Annotated in this window: 17 protein-coding genes; 15 read left to right on the top strand and 2 right to left on the bottom strand. The window is 55.6% G+C overall.

The window, feature by feature from the left end; genetic code table 11:
- The first annotated feature begins 223 nt into the window (after positions 1–223).
- Positions 224–847, top strand: a complete 624-nt coding sequence (gene pyrE, locus B9L21_RS10645; protein ID WP_063166348.1) for an orotate phosphoribosyltransferase — start codon at positions 224–226, stop codon at positions 845–847.
- Positions 848–1,729: 882 nt separating this feature from the next.
- Here the strand turns inward: pyrE and B9L21_RS10635 are convergent.
- On the bottom strand, positions 1,730–2,077 hold the full coding sequence (locus B9L21_RS10635; protein WP_089135003.1) for a hypothetical protein: 348 nt from the start codon (positions 2,075–2,077) through the stop codon (positions 1,730–1,732).
- 207 nt (positions 2,078–2,284) lie between these two features.
- On the opposite strand from B9L21_RS10635, the gene B9L21_RS17665 reads away from it, so the two are divergent.
- The gene (locus B9L21_RS17665) at positions 2,285–2,443 is read left to right on the top strand and encodes a hypothetical protein (protein ID WP_156485822.1); all 159 of its coding nucleotides are present in this window, start codon (positions 2,285–2,287) and stop codon (positions 2,441–2,443) included.
- 200 nt (positions 2,444–2,643) lie between these two features.
- On the opposite strand, the gene B9L21_RS10625 is transcribed toward B9L21_RS17665, so the two are convergent.
- Entirely contained in the window at positions 2,644–4,383 is a 1,740-nt protein-coding gene (locus B9L21_RS10625) for an NFACT family protein (RefSeq protein ID WP_063166346.1), read from the bottom strand.
- Between the two features lie 315 nt (positions 4,384–4,698).
- Between B9L21_RS10625 and B9L21_RS10620 the strand changes: the two genes are divergently transcribed.
- The 13 genes from B9L21_RS10620 (at position 4,699) to pknB (ending at position 19,757) form a co-directional block, all read left to right on the top strand.
- Positions 4,699–7,371 carry a cation-translocating P-type ATPase gene (locus tag B9L21_RS10620; protein ID WP_063166345.1) on the top strand — a complete coding sequence of 891 codons (2,673 nt, stop codon included), beginning with the start codon at positions 4,699–4,701 and terminating at the stop codon, positions 7,369–7,371.
- An 89-nt stretch (positions 7,372–7,460) separates the two neighbouring features.
- The gene (locus B9L21_RS10615; RefSeq protein ID WP_063167385.1) at positions 7,461–8,336 is read left to right on the top strand and encodes a YicC/YloC family endoribonuclease; all 876 of its coding nucleotides are present in this window, start codon (positions 7,461–7,463) and stop codon (positions 8,334–8,336) included.
- Positions 8,337–8,392: 56 nt separating this feature from the next.
- Entirely contained in the window at positions 8,393–8,656 is a 264-nt protein-coding gene (gene remA, locus B9L21_RS10610) for an extracellular matrix/biofilm regulator RemA (protein WP_063166344.1), read from the top strand.
- 11 nt (positions 8,657–8,667) lie between these two features.
- Positions 8,668–9,285 (top strand): guanylate kinase, encoded by a 618-nt coding sequence (gene gmk, locus B9L21_RS10605; RefSeq protein WP_081206827.1) that lies wholly within the window; start codon positions 8,668–8,670, stop codon positions 9,283–9,285.
- 2 nt (positions 9,286–9,287) lie between these two features.
- The gene (rpoZ, locus tag B9L21_RS10600) at positions 9,288–9,488 is read left to right on the top strand and encodes a DNA-directed RNA polymerase subunit omega (protein ID WP_063167384.1); all 201 of its coding nucleotides are present in this window, start codon (positions 9,288–9,290) and stop codon (positions 9,486–9,488) included.
- Positions 9,489–9,537: 49 nt separating this feature from the next.
- Complete coding sequence (gene coaBC / locus B9L21_RS10595) at positions 9,538–10,743, top strand: bifunctional phosphopantothenoylcysteine decarboxylase/phosphopantothenate--cysteine ligase CoaBC (protein ID WP_063166343.1); 1,206 nt, start codon at positions 9,538–9,540, stop codon at positions 10,741–10,743.
- A complete protein-coding gene (gene priA / locus B9L21_RS10590) occupies positions 10,740–13,145 on the top strand; it encodes a primosomal protein N' (protein WP_063166342.1) in 2,406 nt (801 codons plus the stop codon). The genes coaBC and priA overlap by 4 nt, the downstream gene beginning before the upstream one ends.
- A 16-nt stretch (positions 13,146–13,161) precedes the next feature.
- On the top strand, positions 13,162–13,635 hold the full coding sequence (def, locus tag B9L21_RS10585; protein ID WP_063167382.1) for a peptide deformylase: 474 nt from the start codon (positions 13,162–13,164) through the stop codon (positions 13,633–13,635).
- 7 nt (positions 13,636–13,642) lie between these two features.
- Positions 13,643–14,602: a methionyl-tRNA formyltransferase gene (gene fmt, locus B9L21_RS10580; RefSeq protein ID WP_063166341.1), complete on the top strand. Its 960-nt coding sequence runs from the start codon at positions 13,643–13,645 to the stop codon at positions 14,600–14,602.
- On the top strand, positions 14,589–15,923 hold the full coding sequence (gene rsmB, locus B9L21_RS10575) for a 16S rRNA (cytosine(967)-C(5))-methyltransferase RsmB (protein ID WP_063166340.1): 1,335 nt from the start codon (positions 14,589–14,591) through the stop codon (positions 15,921–15,923). Before fmt ends, rsmB begins: the two co-directional genes overlap by 14 nt.
- A 2-nt stretch (positions 15,924–15,925) precedes the next feature.
- Complete coding sequence (gene rlmN, locus B9L21_RS10570; RefSeq protein ID WP_063166339.1) at positions 15,926–17,026, top strand: 23S rRNA (adenine(2503)-C(2))-methyltransferase RlmN; 1,101 nt, start codon at positions 15,926–15,928, stop codon at positions 17,024–17,026.
- Positions 17,027–17,031: 5 nt separating this feature from the next.
- Positions 17,032–17,781, top strand: a complete 750-nt coding sequence (locus tag B9L21_RS10565) for a Stp1/IreP family PP2C-type Ser/Thr phosphatase (protein WP_063166338.1) — start codon at positions 17,032–17,034, stop codon at positions 17,779–17,781.
- A 5-nt stretch (positions 17,782–17,786) separates the two neighbouring features.
- Positions 17,787–19,757 (top strand): Stk1 family PASTA domain-containing Ser/Thr kinase, encoded by a 1,971-nt coding sequence (pknB, locus tag B9L21_RS10560; protein WP_063167381.1) that lies wholly within the window; start codon positions 17,787–17,789, stop codon positions 19,755–19,757.
- The last annotated feature ends 2 nt before the right edge of the window (positions 19,758–19,759 follow it).

Here is a 19,759-nt window from a genome sequence, read left to right as displayed (position 1 = left end):
TTGGCTTCCACACACAACAGACGGACCTACGCTCGATGTTTTACGGTTACAACGTTTCCTGTAACCAACTCCATACATCGAGTAGCCGTGATTGGAGTGCCTTTATTGAACGGTTTTCTCCACGCCTTTATTATATCATACACAAAAGAAAGGGGGGAACGCGCATTCCTCTCCCACTTACTCCCTTTGGTCGTTGAAGTGGGAGTCTCCTGCGCGAAATAGGATGAAACACGACATCGCCGCCAAACTGCTTCAAATCGGGGCGGTCGCCCTGCAGCCGAACGAGCCGTTTACATGGTCTTCGGGCTTGAAATCGCCGATTTATTGCGACAACCGCCTGACGCTCGCTTACCCCGACGTGCGCCGCACGATCGCCGACGGCCTCGCCGAACTCATCCGCACCCATTTCCCTGAGGCAGATCTCATCGCCGGCACAGCGACCGCCGGCATCCCGCACGCCGCCTGGGTGAGCGAGCGGCTTGAGCTGCCGATGTGCTACGTCCGCAGCCAGGCGAAAGCGCACGGCAAAGGAAAACAAATTGAAGGCAAAGCCGAACCGGGCCAGCGCGTGGTCGTTATCGAAGACTTGATCTCGACGGGCGGCAGCTCGCTTGCGGCCGTCCGCGCCTTGAAAGAGGCGGGCTGCGAGGTGCTGGGCGTCGCCGCCATTTTCACATACGGGCTCGAAAAAGCGAAACAGGCGTTTGCCGAAGAGAATTTGCCTGCCTACACGCTTACGGACTACAACACCCTCATCGAAACGGCCGTTCGCCTTGGCGCCGTCAGCGAACACGATCTGGCGACATTGCGAAAATGGCGGGAGAATCCGGAGGAGTGGGGGAGCTAAAAGAGAAAAAGAGGAGCGCGGACCAAAGGATGGTTCGCCTCACATTTCGCACCCTCTCGACGAAAATCGGGAGGATTTTTTCGTTCCGATGTCGAATGAATCCTTGACACACAAGGAACGTAAAGGAGTTTTTCTCTTATGAACGTTCAAGTCAAAAAGGTCTATGTGATACGGAACGACCAGCGATGGTAAAAAAAGGATTGCCATCGCTCGTTGTGTTGGTCAAAAAGTTATTCTGAAAAACTAAATAAAAAATCCTTTGTTTTGACCTTGTTAGGGTGCGAAATGTGAGGTTCGCGCTTTTGTCATGTGTTATTGGCGAACGGGACTTCCATCGCCTTCGATGATGACGGAAATGGCGATAGAACGGACAAAGTCAATCGAACTAGTGATGACTTGATGACTATGGGAGGTACCCTGTTTGTCTCTTAGGGAATGGAAATGACTGTAATGAAAAATGCTCATCTACAGACTGTAAGATAAGGAGGATTTCATTGTTTAGGGATATAAAGATCAAAGTGATATCAGGAATACTAACCTCAATCAATTCAGGTTTTTTATATTATCTAATTGAGTCCAAAGGTGGAATCGTATCAAACGAATTAAATATTGTAGAGGGACTATTCGAAGTTCTTATCAAGTCCTTAATCTACTCTATATGTGTGCTTCCGTTAGTTATTTTATTCGGTATACCGATCTCTTTACTTATAGACTATGTATTACAAAGATTCAATCAAAGGAATGTTGTTATATCATTTCTCCTTCATGCCATAGCCTATTTTATTGTCGTAATAATATATTGGGGAATCAGTTTTGGAGTAGATAAAATAATATATATGGCGGAGCCAGAAATAGCCTATAACCCGTGGTGCTAGTTGAGCTTTAGCGCTCAACTAGCCCAAGTGTAACCAGGGAATAGGCTAACAATATACCGTCTAACGCCACTTCAAATCCGATAATCGAATTGGCTCGGATCCCCGTGATGCGATAGTGGTCAACCAGAACCGAGAACACCGTCTCGATCACTTTGCGTTTTTGTTGGATCCACTGCTCCCATGTCTCAGACGGAATGGCGATGATGACAGCGTCCTCTTGCTTGACCAAATGGCGATTTCGACGATGAAGATGCACCTGAATGCATGAAAGTTGAGCAGAAACAAAAACGAAAATGGCGGCATATTGCTTTTGAATCTTTGCTTGATCTGTAGTAAAATGAAAGTGCTCTTGCATGGGGATTCTCCTTTCGAATGGCAGGTCGCACTTTCATTCTACAGGAGATCCGCCAGCAAGGGCTATTTTTATGCTTGCTCAAGTTTATCTAGCACCACGGGTAGCCTATAATGTATTTCTATTTGTGTATACTCCGTGTGTTTTTTGGATGATAACATACCTAATAAAAAAGCAATATTGAACTGTAGATGAGCAAAAAAGATAGAGGTGGTCGAAAACAAGAATTGGATCGGTCAATTCGAAATTCAAGCGCCGGGGAAAGCGCAAGTGCTGTTGACGTTTGAGGTGCCGAAGAGCGCGGAGCAGCTGATCATGGTGATTCGGCATGACTGGCTGCCGGGTTCCATTGTCGTACAGGTGAAATAACGCGCGGTAACGAATAGAGCCCGCCGCTCCCCATAGCGGCGGGATGGTTTATGCTACGAATCGACGCCGGATCCTAAACATTGAAAAAAGTTCCGGCCGGGATGTGGCGGATTTAACTCGCGCAACCGCTTCTCGGAATCGTTTCTCAAGGAGAAACATTACCATATCAAGACAATCATGGCTATAGGGACATTCTTTGTTTACGACCGTTTCGCCGCTTGTTCTTTTTGCCTCTGTTTCATGGTGCGGACGAGTTCTTCATCCGGTGTGACGTAGAGCGTTTGCTCGTTTTCGTAAATGACAAATCCCGGCTTGGCGCCGCTCGGTTTTTTTACATAGCGGATGCGCGTGTAGTCGACAGGCACGGAGCCGGAATGGCGCGCTTTGCTGAAGTAGGCGGCAAGATTCGCCGCTTCCAAGAGCGTCTCGTCAGACGGCTGCTTGTTCCGGATGACGACGTGCGAGCCGGGAATGTTTTTCACATGCAGCCAAACATCGTCCTTATGGGCCAGCTTTGTTGTGAGATAATCGTTTTGTTTGTTGTTTTTGCCAACGAGTATTTCCGTGCCGTCGCTTGCGACGTAGCGGTCAAGCTCGGGTGCGGTTGGTTTGCGCTTTTTTGCTCCTTTCGCCGCGCGCGGGCGCAAATAGCCTTGTTCAATGAGCTCGTCGCGGATTTCCTCGACATCTTTCGGCGAGGCGGTTTCAAGCTGGCTTAAAATCGTGTCGCAATAGGCGATGTCTTCTTTCGTCCGCTCGATTTGTTCTTGAACGACGGCGAACGAGTTTTTCGCTTTTTGGTATTTTTGAAAGTACTGTTGCGCGTTCTCGGACGGCGATTTTTGCGGGTCGAGCGGAATGGTGATGGTGCCTCCGTTTTCGTCGTAGTAGTTTGCGACCTCGATTTCCGTCATGCCGCGCTTTATGGCGTACAAATGGGCGGTGAGCAGTTCGCCGTACAGTCGATAAACGTCGGCTTTCTTTGCTTCTTCGAGCGTCTGTTCGAGCTTTAGGAGCTTTTTCTCGTTTTTCGCCTTTTCGTTCGCCATGAGACGCTCGATGTCATGAGCTTGCTGCTTGACGCGGTCGCGCTCGGCCTTGCCGAAATAAAAGCGGTCCAATAGCTCGCTTGCACTCGTAAACGGTTGGCCTTCGATTTTTAAGTGCTTAAGCGGCAAAACGTAAAACCATTCTTTTTCCCCGTTCGTGTACATCATCGGGGCAAAGCGGCGGCGCCGAACGTCATCGATGAGCGCGAGGAAGCTTTTCGGCAGCGTCGTCCGGTTGGCGAGTCCAGCGCGGAACACCGCCTCATTGGCAAATAGCGGCGAAATGCCGCTGAAGGCGGAAACAAGCTGATGGGCGAGCTTGCCGGCGTGAAAGTCGATTTTTTTCAGCACCATTTCTTCCGTCGCCTCAAGCGGGTTCAGCTTGCCGTGCGTCGGTGGGGCGACGTACGGATGCCCGGGAAGCACCGTCCGGTAGCGGTTGACCGACGGCGGCAAATGTTTCAAGCTGTCGATGATCGTGTCGGTCGATGCATCAACGAGGATGATGTTGCTATGGCGGCCCATCACTTCAATGATGAGCCGCTTTGTCTGCACGTCGCCGAGTTCGTCGCGGCCTTTTGTGTCTATGACGATGATGCGGTCAAAATCGACTTGGCGGACCGCTTCGATGACGCTTCCTTCCAACTGTTTGCGCAGCCGCATGCAAAACATCGGCGGCTCGGATGGGTTGTTGTACGTTTCGTTTGTCAAATGGACGCGGGCGTACGTCGGATGCGCCGACAGCATCACTTTATGGTTATGGCCCCGGGCGCGCACAAGCAGCACGATCTCATACGCCGACGGCTGGTGGATTTTCGTGATCCGCCCGCCCGCAAGCGCCTCTTCGAGTTCACCGACAATGGCGTACGTAAACACTCCGTCAAAGGACATGGAAAACACCTTTCTATTTCGTTTGTTTGCTATTTCGATCTTACCATACGACCCGCCGTTTTGAACATTTCTTTGAATATTACCTGAAGACGGACGAAGATGCCCGACGAACATGTTGCATAAAATGGGGAGGCCCGCTTTTTTGACACGATTTTTTCCCTTATGGGGGAGATGGCGTGGCAAAGGGCCCCACGACTCCTTATGTTTGTGTCGCTAAACATCATGGCGGGGACTATCATTTTTTGGGACATGTATGAATAAGCATAGAGAAGCGGGAACGGCGTGCGAAAAAAATGGAAGGACGGAGGGAGACAGATGCAATGGCATACGCTCGCGGCAAGCGATGTCGCGCACGAGACGAAGACGAATGTCAAGACCGGGCTTACTGCGGCGGAGGCGGAAAAACGGCTGCGGCAGTTCGGGTACAACGAGCTGGCGGAAGGGAAGAAGGAGTCGGCCATCGTTGTCTTTTTTCGCCAGTTTCAAGATTTTATGGTGTTGGTGCTGCTTGCGGCGACCGTCATTTCCGCATTGTTAGGCGAGTATGTCGATGCGGCGGCGATTGTTGTGATCGTGATCATGAACGCCATTCTCGGGTTTATCCAAGAGCGGCGGGCCGAGAAGTCGCTGGCCGCCTTAAAACGGCTGTCCGCTCCGCAAGCGGTTGTGCGGCGCGATGGCAGGTGGGTGAAAATTCCGGCGCGCGAGCTTGTCGTCGGTGATGTCGTGAGGCTGGCAAGCGGCGACCGGGTCGGGGCCGACATCCGCTTGATTGAGGCGGCCGGCCTGGAAATCGAGGAGTCGGCGCTGACGGGCGAATCAGTGCCGGTGGCCAAATCCGCCGCCCCGCTTCATACAGAACAGGCGTCGTTGGGCGATTTGCACAATATGGCGTTTATGGGGACGCTCGTGACAAGAGGGAATGGGGTCGGGATTGTCATCGCCACTGGGATGAAAACAGCGATGGGACAAATCGCAACGATGCTCGAAGAGGCGGATGCGGGGGCAACCCCGCTCCAGCGCCGGCTCGAGCAGCTTGGGAAAATTTTGCTTGTCGTCGCATTGGCGCTGACGGCAGCGGTCGTGGCCGTAGGTGTCATTCAAGGGCACGACCTGTATGAAATGTTTTTGGCTGGTGTGTCGCTCGCGGTCGCCGCCATTCCGGAGGGGTTGCCGGCCATTGTGACGGTCGTCTTGGCGCTTGGCGTGCAGCGGATGATCAAACGAAACGCCATCGTCCGCAAGCTTCCGGCGGTGGAAACGCTCGGCTGCGCTTCGGTCATTTGTTCCGACAAAACGGGGACGATGACGGAAAACATGATGACCGTCACGCAAGTATGGGCAGGCGGGCGGACATTTGCGGTAAGCGGCGTTGGTCTTGAAACGGATGGCGAGTTTTCTGAACGCGGCCGGACGGTTGATCCGAACCGCGTTCCCCAGCTCGCTCGCCTGTTGACAATGGGGGTGCTTTGCAATAGTTCGGAGTTGAAAGAGGAAAACGGCCGGCGTTACGTCGACGGCGATCCGACGGAAGGAGCGCTGCTGGTCGCGGCGGCCAAAGCTGGATTGGCGAAAGGAATGCTTTTGCGTGAGTACACGATCGAACAGGAGTTTCCGTTTGATTCCGAGCGGAAAATGATGACGGTGATCGTCCGCGACCGAAACGGCCGTCGGTTTGTCGTGACGAAAGGGGCGCCCGATGTGCTGCTTGAGCGGGCGGACCGCCTTGAATGGAACGGCCGCGAGCAGATGCTGACCCCGGCGTGGAAAGAAACGATCGAGAAGGCGATTCGCCAGATGGCGTCTTCCGCCTTGCGCACGATCGCCGTCGCGTATCGGCTGCTTGCGGAAACGGAACGGATCGAGTCGGAGAAGGATGCGGAGACAAAGCTTCGGTTCCTCGGCGTCGCCGGCATGATCGACCCGCCGCGCCCCGAGGTGAAAGAGGCGGTGGCGCGCTGTAAAGAGGCGGGCATGAAAACGGTGATGATTACCGGCGACCATGTAGTGACGGCCGCCGCGATCGCCAAACAGCTTGGCATATTGCCGCCCGGCGGCAAAGTGATGGACGGGGCGACGTTATCGCGCCTGTCGGTCGATGAGCTCGAGCGTGAGATCGACAATATTTACGTGTTTGCCCGCGTCGCGCCGGAACATAAGTTGAAAATCGTCAACGCCTTCAAGCGGCGCGGCCATATCGTCGCCATGACCGGCGACGGGGTGAACGACGCGCCGGCGATTAAAACGGCTGACATTGGCGTCGCCATGGGCCGATCGGGGACGGATGTGGCGAAAGAGGCGGCGTCGCTCGTTTTGTTGGATGACAACTTTGCGACGATTGAGGCTGCGATTGAAGAAGGCCGCAACATTTACGAAAACATTCGCAAGTTTATCCGCTACTTGCTCGCCTCGAACGTCGGGGAAATTCTCGTCATGTTGTTTGCGATGCTGCTGGCGTTGCCGCTGCCGCTTGTGCCGATTCAAATTTTATGGGTGAACCTCGTGACGGACGGCTTGCCGGCGATGGCGCTTGGGCTTGATCGGCCGGAGGAAAATGTGATGAAGCGGCCGCCGCGCCGTCCTGATGAAGGGGTGTTCGCCCGCGGGCTTGGCTGGAAAATCGTAAGCCGCGGCGTTTTGATCGGCCTTGTCACGCTGGCGGCGTTTATGACCGCGTATGAACGGAGCGGCGATGATTTAGTTTACGGCCAGACGGCGGCGTTTGCGACGTTGGTGCTGGCGCAGCTCATCCACGTGTTTGACTGCCGTTGCGAGCGTTCGATTTTTGACCGCAATCCGTTGGGGAACGGCTATCTTGTGGCAGCGGTCGTTGTGTCGCTGCTACTCCTGCTCGTTGTGATTTACTATCCGCCGCTGGCTGCGGTGTTCCATACGAAACCGATCGCTGCACTCGACTGGCTGCTCATTGCCGGGCTGTCCGCCTTGCCGACGTTTTTGTTTGCCGGTTCGTTTTTTGCGAGAAAATAAATAACGCGTATGATATAATGAAAAAGGTGATAGAGATCCACTCTATGGCCTTTTCTTTTTTTATCAATGACAGCAACGGGTGTGATGGCATGGTTTACAGCATGACTGGCTTTGGCGCGAGCATGAAAAAAACGGATCGCCTGATGGTGACGGTGGAAATGAAATCGGTCAACCACCGGTTTTGCGAAATTTCCATCCGCCTCCCTAGACAATGGCTCGTGTTTGAAGATAAAATAAAAAAAGCGATTTTGTCCTATGTGCGGCGCGGAAAAGTCGAAGTGTTCGTCACGATCGCCGGCGAAGGGCTCGTGAAGCGGAAAGTACATATCGATTGGGATTTGCTCGGTCAATATTGGGCCGGGGTGCAGGAGGCGGCAAAGCGATTTTCCGTTGACGGCAGCGTGACGGCCGCCGAGCTGCTTCAGCTTGACGGGGTCGTCGAAATGGCGGAGGAGGAAGGCGGCAATGAGGAGATCGAGCCGCTTCTTCTCGCCGCCGTCGATGAGGCGGCAAAGGAACTTGTGGCCATGCGCCGGCGCGAAGGGGAGGCGCTGGCCGCGGATTTGCGCGCCCGCCTTCATGAAGTCGAAGCCGGGGTGGAAGTCATTGAGCAGCGGGCGCCGCTCGTCGTCGAGCAATACCGTGAGCGTCTTGAGCGCCGTCTCCGCGAATGGGCGCCCGCCCCGGTCGACGAGGCGCGGTTGCTCACGGAAGTGGCGGTGTTTGCCGAGAAAGCGGACATTCACGAGGAGTTGAAGCGCATCCGCAGCCATTTGGCGCAAATGGCGGACGCGCTCGAAGCGGACGAACCGGTCGGGCGGAAGCTGGACTTTCTAGTGCAGGAGCTAAACCGCGAAGTGAACACGATCGGCGCCAAGGCGAATGACAGCGTCATTGCCGCACAGGTCGTCGGGATGAAAAGCGCGCTCGAGAAAATGCGCGAGCAAGTGCAAAACGTGGAATAACCGTTTAAAACGGCTTGCCGGCGGCAACAATAACGAGTATGGCAGGTGGGCGTGTCATGATGATGAAATTTATTAATATCGGGTACGGAAACATGGTGTCGGCCGCCCGCATCATTACGATTGTCAGCCCCGATTCGGCGCCGATCAAACGGATGATCCAGGATGCGCGCGAAAGCGGCAAGCTCGTCGACGCGACGCACGGCCGGAGGACGCGTGCGGTGATCATTACAGACAGCGATCATGTCATTTTATCGTCCGTGCAGCCGGAGACGGTGGCAAACCGCTTGTACGGAAGCGACGATTTCTCCGAGGAAGGGTAGGGTTTTCAACGTTGAGGAACGAACGAGGGTTGTTAATCGTCATGTCAGGGCCGTCCGGCGTCGGCAAAGGAACGGTGCGCAAAGCGCTGTTTTCGCGCCCGGACATCAAACTTCATTATTCGGTGTCGGTCACGACCCGCAAGCCGCGGGAAGGCGAAGTGGAAGGCGTCGATTACTTCTTCCGGACGCGCGAGCAGTTTGAACAAATGATCCGCGAAAACAAGCTGCTCGAATGGGCCGAGTACGTCGGCAACTATTACGGAACGCCGATTGACTATGTGGAAAAAACGCTCGCCGAGGGAAAAGACGTGTTTTTGGAAATCGAAGTGCAAGGGGCGATGAAAGTGCGCCGCGCGTTTCCGGAAGCGCTCTTTATTTTCCTCGCTCCGCCGAGCCTGTCGGAGCTTGAGAAGCGGATCATCGGGCGCGGCACCGAGTCAAAGGAGCTGATCGAAAATCGGCTGCAGGCAGCAAAAGAGGAGCTCGAAATGATGGATGCGTACGACTATGTCGTCGAAAACGACGAGGTTGATCTTGCCTGCGAGCGGATTAAGGCGATCGTCATCGCCGAGCATTGCCGGCGCGAGCGCGTCGCCGAGCGGTATAAACGGATGTTGGGGGTGGAATGACGATGCTGTATCCTTCTATTGATTTGCTTATGAAAAAAGTCGACTCGAAATATAAGCTTGTCACCGTTGTCGCCAAACGAGCGCGGCAGCTTCAAGACGGGGCCGAGCTGATGGTGAAAAAGCCGGTGTCGAAAAAATTTGTCGGCCAGGCGTTAGAGGAAATTGCCGGCGACAAGGTCGAATTAGTGGAAGAGGAAAAATAACAACCTAGCTGTTAGGTTGTTATTTTTTTCAATATCGGGGGTGGTCAAGATGATCAAGGGGAAACATATTTTGCTTTGTGTAACCGGGGGGGTTGCCGCTTACAAGGCCGCGGCGCTGACAAGCCAGTTAACCCAGCGCGGCGCGGAAGTGAGAGTCATCATGACCGAAGGGGCGTGCCAGTTTATTACGCCGCTTACGTTCCAAGCATTGTCACGCCAAGAAGTATATGTTGACACGTTCGCAGAAAACAATCCGGCCGTTATTGCCCATATCGATTTGGCCGATTGGGCTGACCTCGTTCTTGTCGCCCCGGCGACGGCGAATACGATCGCCAAGCTGGCCGCCGGCATCGCCGACAATATGGCGACGACGACGATTTTGGCGACGAAAGCGCCGGTGTGGATCGCCCCGGCGATGAATGTCCATATGTACGAACATCCGGCCGTGCAGGCGAACATTGAAACGCTGCACCGGTTCGGCTATCGGTTCATCGAGCCGTCGGAAGGCTACTTGGCGTGCGGCTATATCGGCAAAGGGCGGCTTGAAGAGCCGGAAGACATCATCGCCCATATCGAGCGGTTTTTCGCCGCCGATCCGCCTTTGTTCCGCGGGAAACGCATTCTTGTGACCGCCGGGCCGACAAGGGAAAAACTCGACCCGGTCCGCTATTTTTCCAATTATTCGAGCGGCAAAATGGGCTATGCGATCGCCGAGGCGGCGGCCCGCTTTGGTGCATCCGTCACGCTTGTCTCCGGCCCCACAGCCCTTTCTTCGCCCGATGGTGTCGAGACGGTGCCGGTTGAGTCGGCAGCTGAGATGTATGAAGCGGTCTTGTCCCGCTTTGCGGAAACGGACGTTGTCATTAAAGCGGCGGCGGTGGCCGATTACCGGCCGAAATATGTAGCGGAGACGAAAATTAAAAAGCAGCCCGGCGATTATGTCGTCGAGATGGAACGGACAGTCGACATTTTAAAAACGCTCGGCGAGCGGAAAACAAGGCAAATTTTAGTCGGATTTGCGGCTGAAACGGACAACCTTGAACAATATGCGTTAAAAAAACTCGAAGAAAAGCGGCTTGACCTTGTCGTCGCCAACAATGTGACCGAAGAAGGAGCAGGCTTTGCCGGTGATACGAACATCATCACCATTTTCCGCCGTGACGGCGTCGTCCGTTCGCTGCCGCTCATGACAAAACGCGAGGCCGCCGAGGAACTTTTAAAAGAAATTTATGCGTATATCGAGGGGATTCGATGAAAGTAGCATCGGTCATTGTCGATGTCCCGACACGGCAAACGGATCGCCCGTTCGATTATTTGATTCCCGAGCGCTGGCATGGCGTCATCCAGCCGGGCATGCGGGTGACGGTGCCATTCGGGGCGCGTCGTCTGCAAGGATTTGTCATTGAGGTAAAAGACCATTCCGAGATCGAACAGCTGAAGCCGATCGAACACGTACTCGACGTCGTGCCGGTGTTAAATGAGGAGCTGCTCGACCTTGGCCGCTATTTGACGGAGACGACGCTTTGTTTTGCCATTTCCGCGTACCAGGCGATGTTGCCGGCGGCGATGCGAGCGAAATATGAGAAGGTGCTCCGCTTGGCGGAAGAGGAAAGACGGGGCGAGCTTCCCGATGAGTTGAAGTCGCTGGTTGCCGGAAGGACGGAAGTGGCGTGGAACGAGGTTGAGGCCGCCGGTTTATGGCGGGCGGCGCAAAAAGCGGTGCAACAAGGCGTGCTCGAAGCCGTTTACAACGTGAAAGACAAAGCGGGGAAGAAAACGGTGAAGTCCGCCGCTCTTGCCGTTTCGGCCGAACAGGCGGAACAGGCGCTTCATTCGCTGCCGGCGCGACAAAAGGAAGTGGTGTCGTTTTTGCTCAAGCGGGGGGAAGCGGTCCCCATTGCCAAACTGCAAGCAACACTCGGCATTTCCTCTGCCCCGCTGAAGGCGCTTGTGGAGAAAGGATTGGTTGTTGTTCGCGATGTCGAAGTGTATCGCGATCCGTATGCGCATCGCACGTTTCAGCCGAGCGAGCCGCTGGCGCTCACCCCGGCGCAGGCGCAAGCGTTGGCGAAGATCACCGCTTCAGTGCGCGCCGGGGAACATCGCACGTTTTTGCTTTACGGCGTCACCGGCAGCGGAAAGACGGAAGTGTATATGCAGGCGATCGAGGAAGTGTTGCGCCAAGGAAAAGAGGCGATCGTGCTCGTGCCGGAAATTTCGCTGACGCCGCAAATGGTTGAGCGCTTCAAAAGCCGGTTCGGCCCGAAAGTAGCGGTGCTTCACAGCGGGCTGTCGGTCGGCGAAAAATATGACGAATGGCGGAAAATTCACCGCAAAGAGGTGCAACTTGTCGTCGGCGCGCGCTCGGCGGTGTTTGCCCCGTTTGAAAACTTAGGGATGATCATTATCGACGAGGAGCATGAGACGAGCTATAAGCAAGAGGAGATGCCGCGCTACCATGCACGGGATGTCGCCATTTACCGCGCCCGCCGCCACGGCTGTCCGGTCGTGCTCGGCAGCGCCACTCCGTCGCTCGAGACGTTCGCCCGCGCCGCCAAAGGGGTGTATGAGCTGCTTGAACTGCCGGAGCGGATTGCTGAGCGCGGCATGCCGGACGTCCATATTGTCGATATGCGCGAGGAACTGCGCAGCGGCAACCGTTCGATGTTTTCGCGCCGGCTGCTTGATGAGCTGCGCCTTCGGCTCGAACGCGGCGAGCAGGCGGTACTGTTTTTAAACCGGCGCGGCTATTCGACGTTTGTCATGTGCCGCGGCTGCGGCTATGTCATCCGCTGTCCGCATTGTGACATTTCACTCACATACCATCGCGCCGGGGAGCGGATGAAATGCCATTATTGCGGCCATGAAGAGCCGCTGGCCCCCCGCTGTCCGTCGTGTGGGAGCGAACATATCCGCTTTTTCGGCACCGGCACGCAAAAAGTGGAAGAAGAGTTGGCCAAGCTGTTGCCAACGGCGCGCGTCATCCGCATGGATGTCGACACGACCGGGCGGAAAGGGGCGCATGAAGAGCTGCTTTCCCGCTTTGCCGCCAAAGAAGCCGATATTTTGCTCGGCACGCAAATGATCGCCAAAGGGCTTGATTTTCCTGACGTGACGCTCGTCGGCGTGCTCGCTGCCGATACGATGCTCCATCTGCCTGATTTCCGCGCCGCGGAGAAAACGTTCCAGCTGCTGACGCAAGTGAGCGGGCGCGCCGGCCGGCATGAGCTGCCCGGTGAAGTCGTCATCCAGACGTATACGCCGGACCACTACAGCATTGCGCTCGCCGCCCGCCATGATTACCGCGCTTTTTACCGGCGGGAGATGACGCTGCGCAAGGCGCACGGTTATCCGCCGTACTATTATTTGGCGCTCATTACCGCCGCGCACGAAGAAGCGCCAGCCGCGGCCAAAGCGGCTGAAAAAATCGCCGCCTATTTGCGCAAGCAGCTGTCGAACGAAGCGGTCATCCTCGGCCCGGTCGCCTCACCGATCGCCCGCCTTCATGATAGATATCGTTACCAATGCATGATAAAATACAAGCGGGAACCGAACGTAACGGCGGCGCTCAAAGCGGTCATCGACCGCTACCAGGCGGATGCCGCCCACGGTGGGGTGACGATTACCGTCGATACAAACCCGTATATGATGATGTGAAAATGGAGGAATGACGTTGTCTGTACTGCCGATTGTCACTTACCCTGCTCCGGTTTTGGAACAGCCGTGCGCGCCGGTGACGGCCTTTGACCGCCAGCTCGGCCGGCTGCTTGATGATATGTATGAGACGATGCTTGCCGCAGACGGGGTTGGCTTGGCCGCTTCGCAAGTCGGCATCGCCAAACAGGTTGCTGTCGTCGATGTCGGCGATGAGCACGGCCGGATTGAGCTCATCAATCCGGTTATTGTCGAGGCGCGCGGCGAACAAGTAGATGTCGAAGGCTGCTTGAGCTTTCCCGGCCTGTTTGGCGAAGTGCCGCGCGCCGAGTACGTGAAAGTGCGGGCGCAAAACCGGCGCGGTCGCTTGTTTACTCTCTCCGCGACCGGCTTTTTGGCCCGCGCCCTGCAGCATGAAATCGACCATTTGCACGGCGTGCTGTTTACGTCGAAAGTGATTCGTTACTGTGATCTTGAAGAATTGGAAGGATAGATGGCCAATGACGAACATTGTCTTTATGGGAACGCCTGACTTTGCCGTGCCGGTTTTGCGGCAGCTGCTTGATGACGGGTATCGGGTTACGGCCGTTGTCACGCAGCCGGACAAGCCGAAAGGGCGGAAGCGCGAGCTCGTTCCGCCCCCGGTGAAAGTGGAGGCTGAGAAGCAGGGCATTCCGGTGCTGCAGCCGGCGAAAATTCGTGAGCCGGAACAATACGAACAAGTGCTGGCGTTCGCGCCTGACTTGATCGTGACGGCGGCGTTTGGGCAAATTTTGCCGAAGGCGCTGCTCGATGCGCCAAAATACGGCTGCATCAATGTTCACGCCTCGCTTCTTCCCGAGCTGCGCGGCGGGGCGCCGATCCATTACGCCATTTGGCAGGGAAAAACGAAAACGGGCGTCACGATCATGTACATGGTCGAGCGTCTCGATGCCGGCGACATGCTGGCGCAAGTCGAGGTGCCGATTGAAGAAACGGATACCGTCGGCACGCTGCATGATAAATTGAGCGCTGCCGGGGCTAAACTATTATCAGAAACGCTCCCGCTTTTACTCGAAGGAACCATCACGCCTGTTCCGCAAGACGAAGAGAAGGCGACATATGCCCCGAATATCCGGCGCGAACAAGAGCGGATTGACTGGACGCAGCCTGGCGAGGTCATTTACAACCATATTCGCGCCTTCTGCCCGTGGCCGGTTACGTATACGACGCACGACGGGAACGTTTGGAAAATCTGGTGGGGCGACAAAGTGCCGGCGCCAAGCCTAGCGCCGCCGGGGACGATTTTGGCGCTTGAGGAGGATGGCATCGTCGTCGCGACCGGCAATGAGACCGCCATTAAAATTACTGAATTGCAGCCGGCCGGCAAAAAGCGGATGGCCGCCGGCGAGTTTTTGCGCGGCGCCGGCAGCCGGCTTGCGGCCGGCATGAAGCTAGGAGAGGACAATGAACGTACGTGAACTTGCTTTAGATACGCTGTTAGCCATCGAACAAAAAGGAGCCTATAGCCACTTGCAGTTGAATGACGCCATCCGGAAAGGGCGTCTTGACGGGCGCGATGCGGCGTTGCTGACGGAAATCGTGTACGGAACGGTGCAGCGGCGCGATACGCTCGACTATTATTTGACGCCGTTTTTGCGCAAGGCGCGCCGGCTCGAGCCATGGGTGCGGGTGCTTCTCCGGCTGACGGTGTACCAAATGGTCTATTTGGACCGCGTCCCGGATCGCGCTGCCATCTTTGAAGCGGTGGAAATCGCCAAGCGGCGCGGCCATCGCGGCATCGCTTCGCTCGTGAACGGCGTTTTGCGCGCCATTGGCCGCGAGGGGCTGCCGTCGCTCGATGCGATTAACGATCCCGGAAAGCGGCTCGCCGTCGCGACAAGCCATCCGGAGTGGCTTGTCCGGCGCTGGATCGAACAATATGGCCTTGAGGAGACGTCGCGCATGTGCGAGATCAATTTGCGCCCGCCGCAATCGACCGCCCGCGTCAACCGGTTGAAGGCAACGGTAGAGGAGGCGCTTGAGCGGCTTGACAACGAAGGAGTGAAGGCCGTTCAAGGTCAACTTGCCCCGGAAGCCATCCGAGCGGAAAAAGGGAATTTGGCCCATACGGAGGCGTTTCGCGCCGGCTGGCTGACGATCCAAGATGAAAGCTCGATGCTCGTTGCCCGGGCGCTCGATCCGGCAGCAGGGGAGCGGGTGCTCGACTGTTGCGCGGCGCCGGGTGGAAAAACGACTCATATCGCCGAACGGATGGACGGCCGCGGCGAAGTGGTCGCCATCGACATTCACGAGCATAAAGTGAAGCTCATTGAACAGCAGGCGCAACGGCTCGGCCTTGACAATATCACGGCGCTCGCCCTTGACAGCCGCCGGCTCGGCGAGCGGTTCGCTCCCGAGTCGTTTGACCGCATTTTAGTCGATGCGCCGTGCACCGGGTTCGGCGTCATCCGCCGCAAACCGGAGATCAAGTATACGAAAGGGAAAGACGATGTCGCGGCGCTTGTCGACATTCAGCAAGCCATTTTGCGGGCGGCCGCCCCGCTGTTGAAAAAAGGGGGCGCGCTTGTTTACAGCACATGTACAGTCGAGCGCGAGGAAAATGAAGAAGCCGTTGCCCGCTTTTTGGCCGATCATCCGGACTTTTCACTTGACGACCGTCTCGCCGAGCGGCTGCCGGAAGCGGTGCGGCCGCATGTGAAAGGCGGCATGCTGCAGCTGTTGCCGCACGATTTTGACTCTGACGGGTTTTTTATCGCCCGGTTACGAAAGAAGGGGTAAAAATGGAAATCACTCATACAGCTGCCCGCCGGCCCGCCGGCGAAGCGCAGCTGCCAACCTTGCCGTCAATTTACTCGCTGACGCTTGACGAATGGAAGGAATGGCTCGTCGCTCACGGTGAAAAGCCGTTTCGCGCCACGCAAATTTATGAGTGGCTGTACGAAAAGCGCGTCACCGACTTTGCTGAGATGACGAACTTGCCCAAACGGCTGCGCGAACAGCTCGCCGCGTCGTTTTCCATCACCACATTGAAAACGATCGTGAAACAAACATCGAAAGATGGGACGATCAAATTTTTGTTCGAGCTGCATGACGGCTATTCGATCGAGACGGTGCTCATGCGCCATAACTACGGGAATTCCGTATGCGTGACGACGCAAGTCGGCTGCCGCATCGGCTGCACGTTTTGCGCCTCGACGCTCGGCGGGCTGAAACGCCATTTAGAGGCGGGCGAAATCGTCGCCCAAGTCGTGCAAGTGCAAAAGGCGCTCGATGAAACCGAGGAGCGCGTCAGCAGCATCGTCGTGATGGGCATCGGTGAGCCGTTTGACAATTATGATGCGCTCATCAAGTTTCTGCGCATTGTCAACCATCCGAAAGGGCTGAACATCGGTGCCCGCCATATTACTGTTTCCACGAGCGGCATCATCCCAAAAATTTACCAATTTGCTGATGAAGGGATGCAAGTGAATTTCGCCATCTCGCTGCACGCGCCGACGACCGAGCTGCGGACGAAGCTCATGCCGATCAATAAGGCGTATCCGCTGCCGAAGCTGATGGAGGCAGTTCGGTATTACATTGAAAAGACGGGGCGGCGCGTCACGTTTGAATATGGGCTGTTCGGCGGGGTGAATGACCAGCTCGAGCATGCTGAGCAGCTAGCTGAGCTGCTGAAAGGGCTGAAATGCCATGTGAACTTAATTCCGGTCAACTACGTACCGGAGCGCAACTATGTGCGCACGCCGCGCAGTCAAATTTTCGCCTTTGAACGGGCGTTGAAAAAACATGGAATTAACGTGACCATTCGTCGCGAACACGGACATGACATCGATGCCGCCTGCGGACAGCTTCGCGCGAAGGAGCGAAAAGAAGAGACGAGGTGAATCGGATGCGAGCCGTTTTCCGAACCGATATCGGGCAAATTCGCGAACATAACGAAGACAGCGGCGGCGTGTTTGTCAATCAAAGCGGCCAATATTTAGCGGTCGTCGCCGACGGGATGGGCGGTCACCGCGCCGGCGATGTGGCCAGCTCGATGGCGGTGGCGTATTTGCAGGCGCAGTGGGAGGAAGCGCCCGGCCTTTCGTCGCCGGCCGAGGCCGAGCAATGGCTAAAGACGCAGATTGAGGCGGCCAACGCCCAGCTGTTTCGGCATGCGCTTTCCCACCCGGAGTGCCAAGGGATGGGGACGACGGTTGTCGGCGCGATTTGCGCCGGCCCGTTTGTTACGATCGCCCATATTGGCGACAGCCGCTGCTATTTGCTGAATCAAAACGGAATCCAGCAGCTGACGGATGACCACTCCCTTGTCAATGAGCTTGTCAAAAGCGGCCAAATTTCCAAGGAAGATGCCGAGCACCACCCGCGCAAAAATGTGCTCTTGCGGGCGCTTGGCACCGAACCGGCGGTGAAGATCGATGTCAAAACCGTCGCCATTGACGACGGCGACATGCTTCTTTTATGTTCGGACGGGTTGTCAAACAAAGTGCCGGAAGCAGACATCGTACATATTTTGACAGGCAGCGGCACGCTCGAGGAGAAGGCCGAGGTGCTCATCGGTTTGGCGAACGAGCGGGGCGGAGAAGATAACATTTCGCTGGCGGTCATCGATTTTTCAGCGGAACGTGAAGGTGGGTGATCAGCGTGCTCATTGGAAAACGATTGAATGATCGCTATAAAATCATCAGCCTCGTCGGCGGCGGCGGCATGGCCAACGTCTATTTAGCCCGCGACATCATTTTGGAACGCGATGTCGCTGTCAAAGTGCTTCGCCTTGATTTTGCCAACGATGACCAATTTATTAAACGGTTTCGCCGTGAAGCGCAGGCGGCAACGAGCTTAAACCATGAACATATCGTCTCCATTTATGACGTCGGTGAAGAGGAAGGCGTCTATTATATCGTCATGGAGTATGTGCGCGGCTCGACGCTCAAGCAATACATTCAGCAGCACGCCCCGCTTCCGGTCGAACAGGCGCTCCGCATCATGGACCAGCTGACCTCAGCGATCGCCCATGCGCATGAGAACGGCATCATCCACCGCGACATTAAACCGCAAAATATTTTGATCGATGAGCATGGCAATGTGAAAGTCACCGACTTCGGCATCGCTGTAGCGCTGAGCGGGACGACGATCACACAAACGAATTCAGTGCTCGGTTCGGTTCATTATTTGTCGCCGGAACAGGCGCGCGGCGGCATCGCCACGGAAAAGTCGGACGTGTATTCACTTGGCATCGTCATGTTTGAACTCGTCACCGGCCGGCTGCCATTTTCCGGCGAATCGGCCGTTTCGATCGTGCTAAAGCACTTGCAGGGGGAAACGCCGTCGCCGAAGGCGTGGAATCCGGAGATTCCGCAAAGCGTGGAAAACATTATTTTAAAAGCGATGGCGAAAGATCCGTTTTATCGCTATCCATCCGCGCGTGAAATGAACGAGGATATCCGGACGGCGCTTGATCCAAGCCGGCGCAATGAGGCGAAGTTTACGATTCCCGATGATGACGAAGAGGCGACGAAAGCCATTCCGATTATAAAACGACCGGAAAGCGCGGCGCTAGAGCAAGAGACGCTCGTTTATGAGGAAAAAGCGAACGAACCGGTGAAGGCGGACGACGGGCTGAAGCCGAAACGGAAGCGGGCGTGGCTCGCCTGGCTTGCGGCTGCCTTGCTGCTGTTAGGCGCAGCTGGCGTAAGCGCGCTGACTTGGATTCCAGATCTTGTCTTTCCGAAAGACGTGACCATGCCTGATGTCATCAATAAAGATTACGATGAAGCCGTTGAACAGCTGTCGGCGCTCGGCCTCGAAATTAAGGATACGATCGATGTGGAAGATGATAAAATAGAAGAAGGAAAAGTCGTGCGCACCGATCCGGAAGCCGGCATGACGGTGAAGCCGGGGGCCGGCGTCGTTATTTATAAGAGTGTCGGAAAAAAGAAAATCGAATTTCCGAGCTTTATTGGCGATGATATTTCGGTGGCGGAAGAGGAGTTGCGCGCCGAAGGATTTACCCGCATTACGCGCAATGGCCGCTACAGCGACAAACCGGAAGGGACGATTTTGGATCAATACCCGTACGCCGGCGATGAAGTCGTACCGGATGAAACAGAAGTCATGTTTACCGTCAGCTTAGGGCCGGAAAAAGTGAAGCTCAAAGATTTGACCGGCTACACAGAGAAGAGCGTGCGCGACTACGGCGAAGACCAAGGGCTGCGCATCGAAGTGGCGTATGAATATTCCGATGATGTGTCGGAAGGGCTTGTCATTTCGCAAACGCCGGCGGCAGGCGAACAGGTGGCAAAAGGTGAAACCATCACGGTCGTTATTTCCCGCGGTCCGGAGCCGAAGCCGTCAAAAACGGTGATTAAAGACATCGCCATTCCGTACGAACCGGCGGAAAACGGGCAAATGGTCGAAGCGCAGCTGTACATTCAAGACGCCAACCATAATATGACAACGCCATATAAAACGTATCGGCTGACACATCCGGTGACAGAGACGGTTGAGTTTGAAATTCCGTATGGGGAGACGGCCTATTACCGCGTCATTGTCAACAATGTCGTCAAAGATGAAGGGGCGATTCCGTATCCAGAAAACGGCGGGAAAAAGGAGTGAAG

Source organism: Geobacillus uzenensis, from assembly GCF_002217665.1.
Taxonomy (GTDB): domain Bacteria; phylum Bacillota; class Bacilli; order Bacillales; family Anoxybacillaceae; genus Geobacillus; species Geobacillus subterraneus.
This window is presented reverse-complemented; position numbering and strand designations above follow the sequence as displayed.

Bases quoted from the DNA above. Each gene is read 5' to 3' on its own strand.
- pyrE (WP_063166348.1), top strand. From the start codon at position 224: ATGAAACACGACATCGCCGCCAAACTGCTTCAAATCGGGGCGGTCGCC.
- B9L21_RS10635 (WP_089135003.1), bottom strand. From the start codon at position 2,077: ATGCAAGAGCACTTTCATTTTACTACAGATCAAGCAAAGATTCAAAAG.
- rsmB (WP_063166340.1), top strand. From the start codon at position 14,589: ATGAACGTACGTGAACTTGCTTTAGATACGCTGTTAGCCATCGAACAA.
- B9L21_RS10565 (WP_063166338.1), top strand. From the start codon at position 17,032: ATGCGAGCCGTTTTCCGAACCGATATCGGGCAAATTCGCGAACATAAC.
- B9L21_RS10620 (WP_063166345.1), top strand. From the start codon at position 4,699: ATGCAATGGCATACGCTCGCGGCAAGCGATGTCGCGCACGAGACGAAG.
- fmt (WP_063166341.1), top strand. From the start codon at position 13,643: ATGACGAACATTGTCTTTATGGGAACGCCTGACTTTGCCGTGCCGGTT.
- rlmN (WP_063166339.1), top strand. From the start codon at position 15,926: ATGGAAATCACTCATACAGCTGCCCGCCGGCCCGCCGGCGAAGCGCAG.
- B9L21_RS10615 (WP_063167385.1), top strand. From the start codon at position 7,461: ATGGTTTACAGCATGACTGGCTTTGGCGCGAGCATGAAAAAAACGGAT.
- rpoZ (WP_063167384.1), top strand. From the start codon at position 9,288: ATGCTGTATCCTTCTATTGATTTGCTTATGAAAAAAGTCGACTCGAAA.
- priA (WP_063166342.1), top strand. From the start codon at position 10,740: ATGAAAGTAGCATCGGTCATTGTCGATGTCCCGACACGGCAAACGGAT.
- coaBC (WP_063166343.1), top strand. From the start codon at position 9,538: ATGATCAAGGGGAAACATATTTTGCTTTGTGTAACCGGGGGGGTTGCC.
- B9L21_RS10625 (WP_063166346.1), bottom strand. From the start codon at position 4,383: ATGTCCTTTGACGGAGTGTTTACGTACGCCATTGTCGGTGAACTCGAA.
- remA (WP_063166344.1), top strand. From the start codon at position 8,393: ATGATGATGAAATTTATTAATATCGGGTACGGAAACATGGTGTCGGCC.